Consider the following 14801-nt stretch of genomic DNA (forward strand, 5'->3'; position numbering starts at 1 on the left):
CATAATATGATTAATGTAAACTCGAATATCAATTATCTTATATCAATTATCTTATGTCTACATTTATTGCTTTTAAGATTTGCCAATACATTTTGATGCGCCATAAAAATCCTCGATATAAACCCAGCTTTTCTTCTTTCATAGTATGAGTAATACCACAGAGCACTACCTTTTTAACCGGAATTTTATTTGAATGCAAATACTTTGTTAAGGCTATTTCAAATCCGTAGGATGTAATATCCAATCCCTCTATCTTTTTGATTAATGAACTTCTTATGGCTCTCTGACCTGATAAAAAAGGAGCGATTTTCTGAGCCCAATCAGTAAATAATCTTCCCGAAGTAAAAATTCCTACCGTAGTCTCAGCATCCCCCCAGATCACAGGTTCCAGTAAGGCAAGTACATGGTCTTTCGTTAATCCAATAAGGTCAGCATCTAATAATAACACAATATCTGCGTTACTGTAAGAAAGACCGGTAATAATTGCACCACCTTTGCCTATGTTTTCTTTCAGTTCGATGACATCTTCTGTGTAATATCTGGCAATTTCTGCTGTGTCATCGGTTGAACCATCGCTAACAACAATGATTTGATCCACTATATTTAACTGAGTTACAGTATCCAAGACTTTTGCGATTCTCTTTTCCTCATTATATGCAGGTATAATCGCTGTGACTTTCATAAGCATCCTCCTAAAAAGGTTAAATTTTAGAAATCTCCTCCAGAAGAACCTTTTCAATTTGCTCTTCCTCAATCTTTCTAATAATTTCCCCCTTTTTAAAAAGCAAAGCAGATGATTTTCCACCGGCTATACCGATATCGGCTTCTCTTGCTTCTCCAGGACCGTTAACAGCACAGCCCATAATTGCTACTTTTATTGGTTTATTGATATTCTTTATTTTTTTTTCAATCTTATTGGTTAATGAAATCAAATCAATTTGACATCTTCCACAGGTTGGGCAAGAAATAATCTCAACGCCAAAGCTTCTAATTCCCGCAGATTGTAATATTTCTTTCGCTACTTTTATTTCTTCCACTGGATCCCCTGTCAAAGATACCCGTATGGTGTCACCAATCCCATTTAACAGCAAAGCACCTATGCCCACAGAGGATTTGATCGTACCGCTCCATAGCGTTCCAGCTTCTGTAATCCCTATATGCAAAGGATAATCTACCTTTTCGGACATCAATTGATAAGCAGCCAGCGTCAAGGGTATATCTGATGCCTTAAGCGATATAATGGTATCATAATAGTCCAGATGCTCTAGTATGCTGACATGTTCTAGGGCACTCTCTACCATTGCCTCGGCCGTAACTCCTCCATACTTATCCAGTATTTTTTTCTCGATGGATCCTGCATTTACACCAATCCGCATAGGTATATTTCTTTCTTTGGCCTTTTTAACAACAGCCTTTACCCGGTCAATGTCTCCAATATTTCCAGGATTTATGCGCAGCTTGTCTACCCCATTTTCAATGCAGGTAAGTGCCAAGCGGTAATCAAAATGAATATCTGCAACTAAGGGAATTTGAATATTTCTCCTTATTTTTTGAATAGCCTCAGCAGATTCCATGTCAGGAACCGCAACCCTAACAATCTCACAGCCCGCTTCCTCCAATTTTTTAATCTGCCTAACAGTAGATTGGACATCTGCTGTCTTCGTATTTGTCATAGACTGTATAGAGATCGGTGCATCTCCACCAATGGCAAAATCTCCACAATAAACTTTCCTTGTTTTTTTTCTAAGGTAAGATCCCATATATCCTCCTGCTATTAAAACAAATCAAATCGAATAATATCCTTATAGGCTATAAACAACATTAATACCATTAGCAGCACAAACCCTACTAAATGGATAAATCCTTCCTTTTCCGGATCAATAGGCCTTCCACTAATTCCTTCAAACAATAAAAACAAAAGCCGTCCTCCATCTAGAGCAGGTATTGGAATTAGATTTACGATCCCTAGGTTGATGCTGATAAGCGCTGCTAAAGACATCACATTATAAATACTCGTTTTAGCAGCTTCTCCTACAAGATGTATAATCCCTACCGGACCGACTACATCCTCCGTCGACGCTTTACCTCCGAAAAGATTGCCTAAAAACTCCATCATGCCACCCATAATAAAAAACATTCTGTCTATGCTGGTTGTAATGGATTTTACCAGGGATTTTTCAGCTGCAGGGGTTATTCCAATAATTGCTTGATCGGTTTCCCGATTGATTACAGGAGTAACCCTGAACTGTTTTTCAGCACCTTCCCGCAAAAGTATAATACTAAGTTCTTGTTCCCGACTTCCATTTATCATCCTAACAATCTGATCCCAATTTGTAATGTTCTCCCCATTGATGCTTGTAATTTGATCACCGGGTCTTAATCCTACTTGCTCTGCGGGAAATCCGGGGGTTACCCGGTCAATAATCGTAGTAGGAAATCCCAGCGAGTAGAAGATCATGGTAAACAATAAAACCGCAAGAACAAAATTCATAAAAGGTCCTGCAATCAAAACAGCCATTCTTGCCCATATCGGTTTGTTATTGAAACTACCGGCATCTGTGGAAGCTTCATCTTCCCCTTCCATTTTAACATATCCCCCAATAGGTAAGATTCTAAGGGAATATTCTGTTTCTCCCTTTTTTACTTTCAAAAACCTTGGTCCCATACCTATTGCAAATTCATGTACTTTTATCCCAACAAATTTAGCCACTGTAAAATGACCTAGCTCATGAAAAACAACCAAAAGACCAAATACAATAAAAGCTACGAGAATTGTTCCCATGCTTACACCACCTTATGATAATCTATTATTAACAAAGTCCCGTGTCCACTGATCAATGGCTATAATCTCACCAATGTCTTTTACCTTTGTAAATGGATTGCTTTCAAGTGCAATTGCGATTTGGCTCGGTATATCCATGAATCCTATCTTTCGCTGTAAGAATTGTTCAACTAACACTTCATTGGCTGCATTTAAAACAGTAGGATAGCTTCCACCTTGATGCATTGCCTCAATGGCCAGCTTTAAACACGGAAAACTCTCCATATCGGGTTTCTCAAAAGTTAATTCCTTGAGAACAGAAAAATCTAATCTTTGGAGTTGGTTTTCTGTTCGATCAGGATAGGTCAATGCAAATTGTATAGGCACTCGCATATCAGGACACCCTAGCTGAGCTAATATAGAACTGTCTACAAATTCAACCATAGAGTGAATAATGCTCTGTGGATGAACAATTACCTCAATCTGATCCATTCTTAAATCAAACAACCATTTTGCCTCTATAACCTCTAAACCTTTATTCATCAGTGTGGCTGAATCTATTGAAATTTTTTTTCCCATATTCCATTTTGGATGTCTCAGTGCATCCTCAAGGGAAACGGATTCTAATTGTTTTTTATTAAATCCTCGAAAAGGTCCTCCTGACGCAGTCAGTATAATTCGATCTACTTCCTTTAAATTATACCCTTTCAGACATTGAAATATTGCACTGTGTTCACTATCAACAGGAATAATTTTAACCTGATTGTTACAAGCCTCTTTCATAACCAGTTCTCCAGCAGTTACCAGTGTTTCTTTATTGGCTAGTGCGATATTTTTTTTTGACCGTATCGCCTCTATGGTTGGTAACAAACCTACCATTCCCACTACAGAGGTCACCACTAGTTCTGCATCTTCCATCGTAGCAATGGATATAAGTCCCTCCATTCCCGACAGAATCTCCGTTGGAAATTTTCCAAGCCTCCGCGAAAGCTCTAAAGCCTTCTCTACATCCATAACTGCAGCTGCCTCAGGTTTAAATTCTCTAATTTGTATTTCTAACAAATCAATATTGTGGTTGCCGCTTAATCCTATTATACTAAAATCTTTCCGGTTACTGCGTACTACATCTAGGGTTTGCCTGCCTATAGATCCTGTGGACCCTAAAATACTAATCTTCTTCATTATGTAATATCGTCCCTTCCAAAGTTTCAATGATGATTGCTAAAAAACAAAAAGGCACTATTGCCTATTTTGTTTACCTTAGTCCAATCAAAAAGAAAACTATATAATAATATACTGTTGGTGCAGTAAAAAGTATACTATCAAATCTATCTAAAACGCCTCCATGGCCAGGCATGATTTTTCCATAATCTTTTATTCCTACATAGCGCTTAAATCGAGAAGCGGTAAGGTCTCCAATCTGGGCTAAAATACTTCCTATAAAACCTATAATCATGCAGTGGTAAATTAAATCCATATTAAAAAAGTAGGCAAATACAGCACTTGATAAAATACTTCCCAGCACGCCGCCAATAGACCCCTCAACTGTTTTTTTTGGACTAATAGTGGGGCACAGCTTTTTCGAACCAAAGAAAAACCCAGAAAAATAAGCAAAGGTATCTGTTGTAAAGGCGGATAAAAAAATCATCCAAATTAAACCGTTATAAACGGGAATCTCTGAAACGAGAACAATATGAAACATAAAAAATACAACATAAAACAAGCCCAGTACTGTAACAGCTAAGTCATTGGTATTCATTTTGGGATCAAAAAGATGGGTTACCAAAGCTATCAACATAACTATAAATACCCAAAACATCATTATTTCTGCTGACATCCAAAGAATTGTCAAAACAGTTAATAAAGCGATACTAATAAGCCCTACTGGTTTTGAAGGCTGTATGCCAATACTCTTAAAGGCATTATAAAATTCATTAAGTCCAATATACGCTATTACAACAACCGACAGCTTTAGTAGGATTCCACCTGTGGTTACTATAAAAAGCAGCAATGGGATTCCGATGATTGCAGAAACAATTCTTACGAGCACTATACTTCACCGCCTTTATTTTGTACCACCATATCTTCTATCACGTTCCTGATAGTCCAGGATCGCATCAACTAAATATTTTCCATTGAAATCAGGCCAGAATATTTTTGAAAACCAGAATTCACTATAAGCAATTTGCCACAGTAGGAAGTTGCTAATCCTTAATTCCCCACTGGGTCGAATTACAAGATCAGGGTCTGGGATACCCCTTGTATATAAATGATCTGAAAAAAGCCTCTCATCAATTTCTTCTATTTCAATTTCTTGGTTTTTAACTTTCCTGCATATTTCTTTAATAGCATTGACAATCTCAAGTCTGCCACCATAGTTCAAGGCAATACTTACTGTGAGTCCGTCATTTTCACGTGTAAGTTTTTGAGCAGCTTCGATCTCAACTAAGGCAGCCTGAGGCAGCTTACTAATATCTCCAATCGTGTTGATACGTACATTATTTTCATTTAGTTCTTGAATTTCATTGCGCAGATAGTAAACTAATAGATTCATTAGTGCAGATACTTCTTCTTCAGGTCTTTTCCAATTCTCTGTTGAGAAAGCATAAAGCGTCAGATACTGAACCCTAAGATTTGAACAGGTTTTAATTACGTCTCTTAGTGCTTCAATACCAGCTTTATGCCCTGCTGTTCTGGGCAAACTTCTCTTCGTAGCCCATCTTCCGTTTCCATCCATAATAATGGCAATATGCTTTGGTATTTTTTCGGGATCTATTCTTTCTAAGTTTTTTCGAATATCCTCTTTTGTAAACAGCCTCTTTAAAAAATCCATAAGGATTCCTCCATAAACAATAATGAAAAATATTTTTAAACCCCCGTAAAGGTGGGGGCTTAAAAATAACTAACAACAATTTCTATCTGTTGATCCGACTGTATCTGTCGGATTACTCTACATTCTCCATCCTTATTATCCTGCTTGGGTGCCACTGCTTCATGAATCGTAAACTGCAATCCTGCCTGTTTCATTACTTTCTTTGATTCCTCACAGCTATAACCCACTAGATCCGGTACAAGTGACAATTCTATACCTCCATTATTTCCTTTTCTTTCTTTACTACCAGTTCATCAATGATTTCTACATACTTATTTGTTGCTTTTTGTACTTCATCTTCTGCTTTTTTAAGATCGTCTTCAGTTAATTCTCCTGATTTTTGCATTTTCTTCAGCTTGTCATTTGCATCTCTTCTCTCATTTCGGATTGCTACCTTAGCTTCTTCGCCGGTTTTTTTCACGATCTTTAATAGATCCTTTCTACGCTCTTCCGTTAGCTGAGGTATTCCCAAGCGAATCGTCTTTCCATCATTAGACGGATTAATGCCCAAATCTGATTGAGTAATTGCTTTTTCAATCGGTTGGATTGCTCCTTTATCATAGGGCTGAATAACCAAGAGCCTTGGTTCAGGGGCTGAGACACTGGCAATTTGTTTTAATGGTGTTGGAGATCCATAATACTCTACTACGATTCTGTCGAGCAACGCAGGATTGGCCCTGCCTGCACGGATACTATGCAGCTCTTCTTTTAAGACTTTAATCGTTTTTTGCATTTTTTCTTCTAGCTCTTTATGTACCTGCAAACTCATAATTTATTCCTCCCTTACAATTGTTCCAATATTTTCCCCGGTTATCACCCGGTATATGTTTTGTGGTTTATCTAAACCAAAAACAATAATCGGTATATTGTTGTCCATACAAAGTGATGTTGCTGTAGAATCCATTACACCCAGCCCTTTGTTTAATACATCTATATATGTTAAGGTATCGAATTTTTTTGCATCCGGATTAATATTTGGATCTGAATCATAAACACCGTCTACTTTTTTTGCCAACAGGATAACCTCTGCTTCGATTTCTGCGGCTCTCAATGCAGCGGTAGTATCTGTTGAAAAATATGGATTTCCTGTTCCAGCTGCAAAAATTACTACTCTTCCTTTTTCAAGGTGTCTTACAGCTCGTCTTCGAATATACGGCTCTGCAATCTGTCTCATTTCAATTGCAGTTTGAACGCGAGTTAAAATATCCATGCTTTCTAATGCATCCTGTAAGGCCAGTGCATTGATTACAGTAGCTAACATTCCCATATAATCTGCAGTTGTGCGATCCATGCCTTTACCGCTTCTACCTCTCCAAAAATTGCCGCCACCAACAACAATAGATACTTCTACGCCTAGCGATATAATTTCCTTTACCTGCATCGCAATTGAGTCAAGTGTTTCTTCGTCTAGTCCAAATCCTTTGCTTCCTGCCAGTGCTTCGCCACTTAATTTTAAAATGACCCGCTTATATTTTGGCCCCACTGTACAACCTCCGTTCTATTATTCTACATAACCAGCAAAAAACCTTCACCTTTATTGGAAGTCTATCTTAAAAAAGAGAACACACTTCGTGTTCTCTATGTTTAATTGTATGAATTAATTATTAATTTGTTTTGCAACTTCTTCTGCAAAATTTTCTTCTTTCTTTTCTATTCCTTCTCCTACTTCAAAACGCACAAATCTTCGAATAGACAGGTTTTCTCCAATTTTTGCTATTTTTTCATTTAGTAGATCTTGGACTGTTATTTCTGGGTCTCTGATAAAAGGTTGTTCTAATAGGCATACTTCCTTAAAGAATTTCTCAATTCTTCCATCTACCATTTTGTCCACGATTTTTTCAGGTTTTCCCTCGTTCAGAGCCTGTACTCTTAGAATTTCTCTTTCTTTGTTAATTACTTCTTCAGAAACCTCTTCTCTTCTTATGTATTGTGGATTAGAAGCAGCGATTTGCATTGCCACATCTTTTACAAACTTCTTAAATTCTTCATTTTTAGCAACGAAATCTGTTTCACTATTTACTTCAACTAGTACGCCAATTCTTCCTCCATGAATATAAGACTCGACGATCCCCTCAGCTGCGATTCTTCCAGATTTCTTTGCTGCTTTTGCCAGTCCTTTTTCTCTTAGTACTTCTACTGCTTTATCCATATTTCCGTTTGATTCCTCAAGTGCAACCTTACAATCCATCATTCCTGCACCGGTTTTTTCTCTTAGTTCTTTCACCATTGCTGCTGAAACAGCCATAAAAACGCCTCCTCAAGTATCAAATATTATAAAAGGTAAGAGCAATAAGGGAAAAAATCCCTCCTTAACCCTTACCATCAGTGATTACTCTTCCATTTGTTCGCCTTGTCTGCCTTCTATGATTGCATCTGCAATTTTTGCTGTGATCAGTTTTACTGCACGGATCGCATCGTCATTTCCTGGAATTACATAATCTACTTCTTCTGGATCACAGTTGGTATCTACGATTCCAACTACAGGAATTCCAAGAATTTGTGCTTCTTTTACCGCAATTCTTTCTTTTCTTGGATCAACAACAAATAGTGCACCTGGAAGATCGTTCATCTCCTTGATTCCACCTAGGAATTTCTCAAGCTTCTCTTGCTCATTTTTCAGCTTGATTACTTCTTTCTTAGGCAACACTTCGAATAAACCTTGCTCTTCCATTTTCACCAACTCATTCAAACGATCAATTCTCTTTCGAATGGTCTTAAAGTTTGTAAGCATACCACCAAGCCATCTTTGATTTACAAAATACATTCCGCTTCTCTTTGCTTCCTGCTCAATAGATTCCTGTGCTTGCTTCTTAGTACCTACAAACAGAATCGTCTTGTTGCTTTCTGCAACTTCTTTTACAAAGCTATAGGCTTCTTCTACTTTTTTTACAGTTTTCTGAAGGTCGATAATATATATACCGTTCCTTTCTGTAAAAATGTATTCAGCCATCTTAGGGTTCCATCTTCTTGTCTGATGACCGAAGTGTACACCTGCCTCCAATAATTGCTTCATTGAAATAACTGACATTTTTTCACCTCCTTGGTTTTTTCCTCCACCTTGTTCATCTTTCCAACCACCCGTAGGACCCTGTTGAAAATTCCAAAGTGTGTGTGTTTAATCACCTTAAGTAGTATAACATAATCATTAGGTTTTTTGCAACCAAAAATTTATACTTCCCATGACTCTAAAGATTATTGTTACCAGTTATATATTTTCTATACAGTCCTGATAATTATAGGAAGGCATTTTCCTAATTTTTAGTTGCTTTATTTGCAACAAGCATTGCATCGATCATTTCATCAATTGTCATGGTTTTATAAAAGCTATAAGTTCCTGCCTGCAGTTTATAGGATGCATTCCTTGCATAAATTCTACTTAGAAAAGTATTTTCGGAGGCTATCAAGTTATGTTCTTTAAGAAGCCTAGCTACATCCTCACTTGTACTGCCTTTTTTTATTGTAATAATTATCTCTTCTTCTCTAAGTTCTGGCTGTTTGTCGTCTTTTTTCAGCTCTGGCTGATTTACAGTTTTATTCTGCTCAGGTAGAGATTTATCAAAGTATTCTTTCGGATCTATCATGCCTAGTCTACGGGCTTCAGAGCGTATATCTTCGGGTGTAAGCTTTTTCTGATGATTGCTCTGGAAAATAAGGTTTAAACTGGAGGATAGTATTAACCCGATACCTATACCGATTAGTAATAATCTTATGCTTTTATTATTCAATATGTCACCTCTTCTTCAACTGTAGGATCAATTGAACTTCTCCTATTCCCTTATCTAGTTCCCTGGCAATTTGAGATAGGGTATATCCTGATGCTTTTAATTTCAATATTTTTTCTGACAAATCCTCTTCCACAATCAACTTTTCTGGAGGATTATCTGATTTCTCCATCCTGTGGGCTTCGTTTTTTTGCTTCTTTATCTCTTCTTCTATTTCTTTTTCTATATCTTTTTTTTCTTCTTCAAACACCTTGGATATTTGTGCCTCCTGTTGTATTTCTAAGGATCGTACTTCGTATTTATTCATCAAATTCCTAAGCTCCTGTGTCTTTTTATCAATCTTTTCGATCACATGAATGCCTACTTGATTGACTTCCTGAATGATCTCTTCTCCAATTTCAATACACTCCATGAGTCTCCGTTGCTCTTCCTTTACCTTTTCCAGGTCAACAGACGGGCCCTGGGCTGTATCCTTTTTTATAACAAACAGGGCAACGATTATCATCATAATGCCGATTGCAAAAATACCATAGTTTATCATCTGAACCCCCAACTATATCTTAATATCAATATTTCCACCGATACCTGGCAAGACAGAGGCTTCCTGGTCTGCCCCATCCTTTTTTTTCCGTCGGCCTTTGCCATTGGAATGATTGCTGTTACTTTCATTTTTCTCCCTGTAATCCTTAATTCTAGATTCATCTTTATTAGAAAAGGCGTTTACTTTATTTAGATGGTGGGAAGCTTCTTTTTGACTAGATTGTACTAGGTGCTGCTGCTCCAAACGGAGCTTATTTTGTTGATGTTGATAATCTTGTGATGTCTGCTGCGTTTTGGGGACTAAGATCTGAAAATCGATTGGTCTTATTGACATAAAGACCCTCCAATCCCTAACCCATATAAGGAGCTATTCTAATTTCTCCGTTTTCCCGAATAAAAGTAGAGCATTGGATTTGATCCCTGACAAAGTACATGGAGTTTCCGATAAACAGCTTAACGCCGGGATAGATGGTAGAAGAGACATTAATCTTCCCTCCGGAGAGCGTTTGTAATATATACCTTAAGTCCAGCTGTTCTGCCTCTAGTTCTTCTAATTTCTCTTCTAAATAAGCATTGGTTGAAATGGATTTCGTCAGTATTTCCTCTTTGTCCGGCGGAAGGGGTCCTGCCTTTGACATCTTTGTAAGCAGATCTACTGCCTTCATAACGTTGGCTTTGTTCTTATGCAGTAGTTCTATCTCACTTTTTATTTGATCATACCGTTCTTTTAACTCTGGGTCGATACCTACTTCAATCTTCGTACTCGTAGCCATGGTCGAACCGATATATTTGGCAGTAATCTCACTGTTGGCCCTCACCACTCCACCTACAATTAATCCTCTTTTACCTGTGACAACAATCTTATTCTTAGACTCTAAACTACAGTGCATCACCGCATCAGCCATAATATTGCCCGCGGCCTTAGCATAGCAGTTTTCCATATATCGTGCAACAATATCCTGCTTGCTGATTAATTTACCGCTATGATTCCCTTGTATTCCCTTGTGTAATATAATATTACCATCAGATATGAGGGTAGCACCTTCCACTACCCCAAATACTTCTATATCTCCATCACACTCTATTTTGAAACCGGTTGCAACATTCCCTTTTACAACAACTCTTCCTTTAAATGAAATGTTCCCAGTAGCATTATCTACATTGCCAGCAACTTCAAAAACCTGTAATACAGTTACTTTATCGTCTACTAGTTTTACTTGTCCGCTTTCATCAGCAATCAATTCTAATCCGTCTGGACTTTCTATAACATTTTTTCCTTTTTTAAAATTTACAGGTTTTCCAGACTTTGCTTTTATAGGTCTTCCAATTACTGTCATGCCATCTATACCCTCCGTATGCATGACCCTTCTCGCAACAATGTCTCCCCGTTTTACATTTTGAATCAGGTTTAATTCTTTAAAATCTACTTTCCCATCCTCAAGCATTTCCGGTTTAATTTTTGTGTCTAGTTTAAATAAATATTCCACCTTACCGTCATTGCCTTGTATAGGTGCTGTACCCACAGCTACCATACTGCGCTGATAAAATTTCTCTTGTGACAGCACTTCTTGTATCTTATCTTCATCTATCCCGAAAACAACGTGATTTCGGTTTAAGCTCTCAATAACCTCGTCTTTTGTAATCATTCTGCCGCCATGGGGTGGCAGCAATATGATAAATCCGCTCATTGCATCCTTTGAAATCTCCACGATTACCTGGGCATCTATTGGTTCTGTACTAAATAAGGCTTTGATATTTATAATGTGTAAATCCCACTTATTTGTAATCGATTTTAATTTTTCTATATCAAAATTTTCAATGCCTTTTCGCTGTAGTGCTAAGGCAATTTCATCGGAGGTAACAGGACTCCCATTTCCTTTAGGTGGATAGATATACAAAAAAGTTTCTTGGTCATTAGTCTTAAATTCAAAACGTCCATTTTCATTTTGAACCTGTAAACTCTCTTGATCTGTTATAGAAGCCGTTTGACGTAATGCAGACATTTTTATCTTGTATTTTTTTAGGATTACATTCAGAACTGATTTTCCTTCTTCTATCACTTCAATAGTTACACTTTCCCGACTACATCCCAATGTATTCAGCCCTGCTTCAACTGCTTCATCGTATGTTTTCCCTTCTACAATGATAAAATTGTTCTCCATAATCCCACCCCCATCTGCTATTCAATGTATTTTCCCAGCTTACCCCGCAATTTCATAACAGCCTTTGTATGTAATTGGGAAATCCTAGATTCTGATACACCTAATATTGCAGAAATCTCTTTATAGGTCAATTCTGAATAGTAATATAAAGTAATGATCTTCCGTTCCCTCTCAGGCAGATTTTGTACCAAATTAATTAATGTATTTTTTAGTTCCTCTTGTTCAAAGTAAATTTGTGGTTCACTATTTATATCGTCATCAATGATGGAAAAGTTAGCATTATTTAAAATTTTTTCTTCCAGCGATACAACGGTAAAGGAATGAACTTCTGATAGGATGCCGTTAAAAGCATCCATGGTTACCCCTAAACGCTCTGCAACTTCTTCGTCACTGGCGCTACGACCAAACTCATTCTCAATGGTTTTATAAATATCCTCAAGCTTCTTATGCTTTTGTCGTACTGACCTGGGAATCCAGTCCAGATTTCGAAGTTGATCAATAATGGCTCCCCTTATCCTAATATAAGCATAGGTTTCGAATTTAACGTTTTTTGTAGGATCAAATTTTTCAATGGCATCAATAAGACCAAAAATTCCATAACTGACCAAGTCGTCAAATTCTACCGTTTTTCCATAGCTTGTATATAATCTGCCTGCAATGATTTTAACCAAATCAACGTACTCCACAATTAATTGATCCTTTAAAGCCTTATCTCTTGTTTTTCCGTATTTTTCCCACATTGCTTCTTTATGCATTTGCTTACCCCCTAGGATACAATTCTACTTTCAAGAGGTGGCTATTCTTGATCTTCGTCCTTGTATTCTCGAAAATCCATGGGTGCAAAATCACCATCTTCATCCTCTTCTACATCAATAGCTCCGCCAGATTGATCTTTCCCATATTGCAAGGTAATTTGCTCAGCCGGTACTGTCAATTCTATGTTTGACTTTGTACTTTCTATAGGTCTTCTTTTTTCTAAAGTTCTGGAAATAACGGTACTGGCAACAAAGATCAGGATCACGAAAAAAAGAGATCTCTTAACATAGTTAACAAAACTAATATTTTGAATAGCTCCGATGATCGTACTGATAAATATAGAAAATGCTAACAGAAAGTAGGGTACTGATTTCAAAGATTTCATACAGGGACTCCTATCATATTTGCTTCGTTCCATGACCAATGGTCTTAACTAATAAAATGCCTGAATCAGCGTATAGCTCAATGGTTCTTCCAAAATTTCCGCCTGTATCTGCTGCGACAATGGGGATTCTTAATTCTTGAAGTACTTCTTTTACAGCAATCACATTTCTTTCGCCGATTTTCATAATATCGTTTTTATTTGCAAAACTAAACATTTGAGAACCGCCGGCCAATTTGCTAACCAATCTTCCCCGACTGGCTCCCAGCTTCAAAACTTCTTCCAGCAGCAGCTGGGTTCCTGTATCTGCAAATTTTGCAGCATTGCTATTGTTTCGTATTGCTTTACTTGAGGGCAGCATAATATGGGCCATTCCTGCAACTTTTGTAATAGGATCATATAATGTAATTCCTACACAAGAACCTAAACCAAGGGTTGTCAAAATACCGGATTGCTTTGTAACATTTAAATCCGCCATACCAATTTTTTTTATTTCACTCATTATTTTAATACTCCCAAACTGCTTAATAATGTTTCAAAGGACTCCATGTCTGGAATCAGGAAAAAGAAACCCTTGACTTCATGTCCACCCTCGATGAGCTCTGTTTCAATTAATAACACTTTATCACCCATTTGCCCATATTGAATCACAGGAACACTTAGAATTGCGCCCGCCATATCGATCGCCAGTGAAGGTATAGATATCTTTATGTTTAGGCCTGTTAATGCAGATAGAGAAGAGACATAAGAACCTGATAGAATGTTTCCAATCTCTTGAATAGCCGATTGCTCAATCTCATCCATACTTTCTGTTTCATCGTTCCTTGCCATCAGCATATTGGTCAGGGACTTGGAGGATTTCAGTTCTAATAAGAACATGATATGACCTGTGATATCTCCTTCAACACGGAAATAAATACCACAAACCGGCGTTTCCTCCCCGCCTATTAATTCGGGGACTTCCCTAAATTCAAGAATTTGAACCTTTGGCACATTCATATCAATCTTTTTGTCGATCATTTTTGCTAGGGCTGTTGCTGCATTTCCAGCGCCAATGTTTCCGATCTCCTTTAGTACATCTAACTGTATACCATTTAATTCATCCAGAGTAATTCCCACTTTGTCCCCCTCCTTTTTACACTCATTCGTTACTATCAGTTATTCCCAATATCTTTTTTAAATCCAATAGAATAATAATTCGATCTTCTTTTTTTCCAATTCCTTTTATATATCCTTTATCTTTTTGATCTCCTAACTCCGGTGCCTCATCGATATCTCCATCCTCTAGCTGAATAACTTCTGAAGATGAATCCACCAATAATCCTACAATCATGTCTTCAATGGATATAATGATAATCCTTGATTCCTCATCGAAAGCTGCTTCTGGAAGATTGAAGCGCTTTCTTAAATTGATCACAGGAACAACTTCTCCCCTTAAATTGATTACGCCCTGTACATAGGGTAAAGCATGGGGAACCCGTGTAATGTCCATTACTTTTTCTATGGTTTCAACCTGAAGAATATCAATGCCATAAAACTCATTATCTAATTTAAATAACACATATTGCTGTTCTAATGTACTTTTTTGATGGTTCATGAAATCACC

The 14801-nt window shown here is 37.3% G+C and carries 20 protein-coding genes; all 20 read right to left on the reverse strand.

The window, feature by feature from the left end; all coding sequences use genetic code 11:
* Nucleotides 1-46: 46 nt before the first annotated feature.
* The 20 genes from BUB56_RS02945 to BUB56_RS03035 all read right to left on the reverse strand — a co-directional run bounded on the left by BUB56_RS02945 (nucleotide 47) and on the right by BUB56_RS03035 (nucleotide 14792).
* On the reverse strand, nucleotides 47-682 hold the full coding sequence (locus tag BUB56_RS02945; protein WP_110939891.1) for a glycosyltransferase family 2 protein: 636 nt from the start codon (nucleotides 680-682) through the stop codon (nucleotides 47-49).
* 19 nt (nucleotides 683-701) lie between these two features.
* Entirely contained in the window at nucleotides 702-1760 is a 1059-nt protein-coding gene (ispG, locus tag BUB56_RS02950) for a flavodoxin-dependent (E)-4-hydroxy-3-methylbut-2-enyl-diphosphate synthase (RefSeq protein ID WP_110939892.1), read from the reverse strand.
* Nucleotides 1761-1774: 14 nt separating this feature from the next.
* Nucleotides 1775-2782, reverse strand: coding sequence for an RIP metalloprotease RseP (gene rseP, locus BUB56_RS02955; protein WP_110939893.1), 1008 nt, complete (start codon nucleotides 2780-2782; stop codon nucleotides 1775-1777).
* 12 nt (nucleotides 2783-2794) lie between these two features.
* The gene (locus BUB56_RS02960; RefSeq protein WP_110939894.1) at nucleotides 2795-3943 is read right to left on the reverse strand and encodes a 1-deoxy-D-xylulose-5-phosphate reductoisomerase; all 1149 of its coding nucleotides are present in this window, start codon (nucleotides 3941-3943) and stop codon (nucleotides 2795-2797) included.
* Nucleotides 3944-4016: 73 nt separating this feature from the next.
* Complete coding sequence (locus BUB56_RS02965) at nucleotides 4017-4811, reverse strand: phosphatidate cytidylyltransferase (protein WP_110939895.1); 795 nt, start codon at nucleotides 4809-4811, stop codon at nucleotides 4017-4019.
* A gap of 15 nt (nucleotides 4812-4826) precedes the next feature.
* Nucleotides 4827-5594 carry an isoprenyl transferase gene (locus tag BUB56_RS02970; protein ID WP_110939896.1) on the reverse strand — a complete coding sequence of 256 codons (768 nt, stop codon included), beginning with the start codon at nucleotides 5592-5594 and terminating at the stop codon, nucleotides 4827-4829.
* Between the two features lie 59 nt (nucleotides 5595-5653).
* The gene (locus BUB56_RS02975) at nucleotides 5654-5842 is read right to left on the reverse strand and encodes a PASTA domain-containing protein (RefSeq protein WP_110939897.1); all 189 of its coding nucleotides are present in this window, start codon (nucleotides 5840-5842) and stop codon (nucleotides 5654-5656) included.
* Nucleotides 5843-5844: 2 nt separating this feature from the next.
* Complete coding sequence (gene frr / locus BUB56_RS02980; protein ID WP_110939898.1) at nucleotides 5845-6402, reverse strand: ribosome recycling factor; 558 nt, start codon at nucleotides 6400-6402, stop codon at nucleotides 5845-5847.
* Between the two features lie 3 nt (nucleotides 6403-6405).
* Nucleotides 6406-7116, reverse strand: a complete 711-nt coding sequence (gene pyrH / locus BUB56_RS02985) for a UMP kinase (protein ID WP_110939899.1) — start codon at nucleotides 7114-7116, stop codon at nucleotides 6406-6408.
* Between the two features lie 114 nt (nucleotides 7117-7230).
* On the reverse strand, nucleotides 7231-7878 hold the full coding sequence (tsf, locus tag BUB56_RS02990) for a translation elongation factor Ts (RefSeq protein WP_110939900.1): 648 nt from the start codon (nucleotides 7876-7878) through the stop codon (nucleotides 7231-7233).
* 84 nt (nucleotides 7879-7962) lie between these two features.
* Nucleotides 7963-8661, reverse strand: a complete 699-nt coding sequence (rpsB, locus tag BUB56_RS02995) for a 30S ribosomal protein S2 (protein ID WP_110939901.1) — start codon at nucleotides 8659-8661, stop codon at nucleotides 7963-7965.
* Nucleotides 8662-8884: 223 nt separating this feature from the next.
* Nucleotides 8885-9358, reverse strand: coding sequence for an endolytic transglycosylase MltG (locus BUB56_RS03000; protein WP_110939902.1), 474 nt, complete (start codon nucleotides 9356-9358; stop codon nucleotides 8885-8887).
* A gap of 4 nt (nucleotides 9359-9362) precedes the next feature.
* Complete coding sequence (locus tag BUB56_RS19295) at nucleotides 9363-9896, reverse strand: DUF6115 domain-containing protein (protein WP_190014126.1); 534 nt, start codon at nucleotides 9894-9896, stop codon at nucleotides 9363-9365.
* A gap of 12 nt (nucleotides 9897-9908) precedes the next feature.
* Entirely contained in the window at nucleotides 9909-10229 is a 321-nt protein-coding gene (locus BUB56_RS03005) for a hypothetical protein (RefSeq protein ID WP_110939903.1), read from the reverse strand.
* Between the two features lie 16 nt (nucleotides 10230-10245).
* Complete coding sequence (locus tag BUB56_RS03010; RefSeq protein WP_110939904.1) at nucleotides 10246-12057, reverse strand: FapA family protein; 1812 nt, start codon at nucleotides 12055-12057, stop codon at nucleotides 10246-10248.
* Nucleotides 12058-12074: 17 nt separating this feature from the next.
* Nucleotides 12075-12812, reverse strand: a complete 738-nt coding sequence (locus BUB56_RS03015; protein WP_110939905.1) for a FliA/WhiG family RNA polymerase sigma factor — start codon at nucleotides 12810-12812, stop codon at nucleotides 12075-12077.
* Between the two features lie 41 nt (nucleotides 12813-12853).
* A complete protein-coding gene (locus tag BUB56_RS03020) occupies nucleotides 12854-13198 on the reverse strand; it encodes a hypothetical protein (RefSeq protein WP_110939906.1) in 345 nt (114 codons plus the stop codon).
* Nucleotides 13199-13211: 13 nt separating this feature from the next.
* Entirely contained in the window at nucleotides 13212-13697 is a 486-nt protein-coding gene (locus BUB56_RS03025; protein ID WP_207650384.1) for a chemotaxis protein CheD, read from the reverse strand.
* Complete coding sequence (locus BUB56_RS03030; RefSeq protein ID WP_207650385.1) at nucleotides 13697-14314, reverse strand: chemotaxis protein CheC; 618 nt, start codon at nucleotides 14312-14314, stop codon at nucleotides 13697-13699. The genes BUB56_RS03025 and BUB56_RS03030 overlap by 1 nt, the downstream gene beginning before the upstream one ends.
* Nucleotides 14315-14336: 22 nt before the next feature.
* On the reverse strand, nucleotides 14337-14792 hold the full coding sequence (locus tag BUB56_RS03035; protein WP_110939908.1) for a chemotaxis protein CheW: 456 nt from the start codon (nucleotides 14790-14792) through the stop codon (nucleotides 14337-14339).
* Nucleotides 14793-14801 lie beyond the last annotated feature (9 nt).

It is taken from the genome of Geosporobacter subterraneus DSM 17957 (assembly GCF_900142145.1).
Lineage (GTDB): Bacteria > Bacillota > Clostridia > Peptostreptococcales > Thermotaleaceae > Geosporobacter > Geosporobacter subterraneus.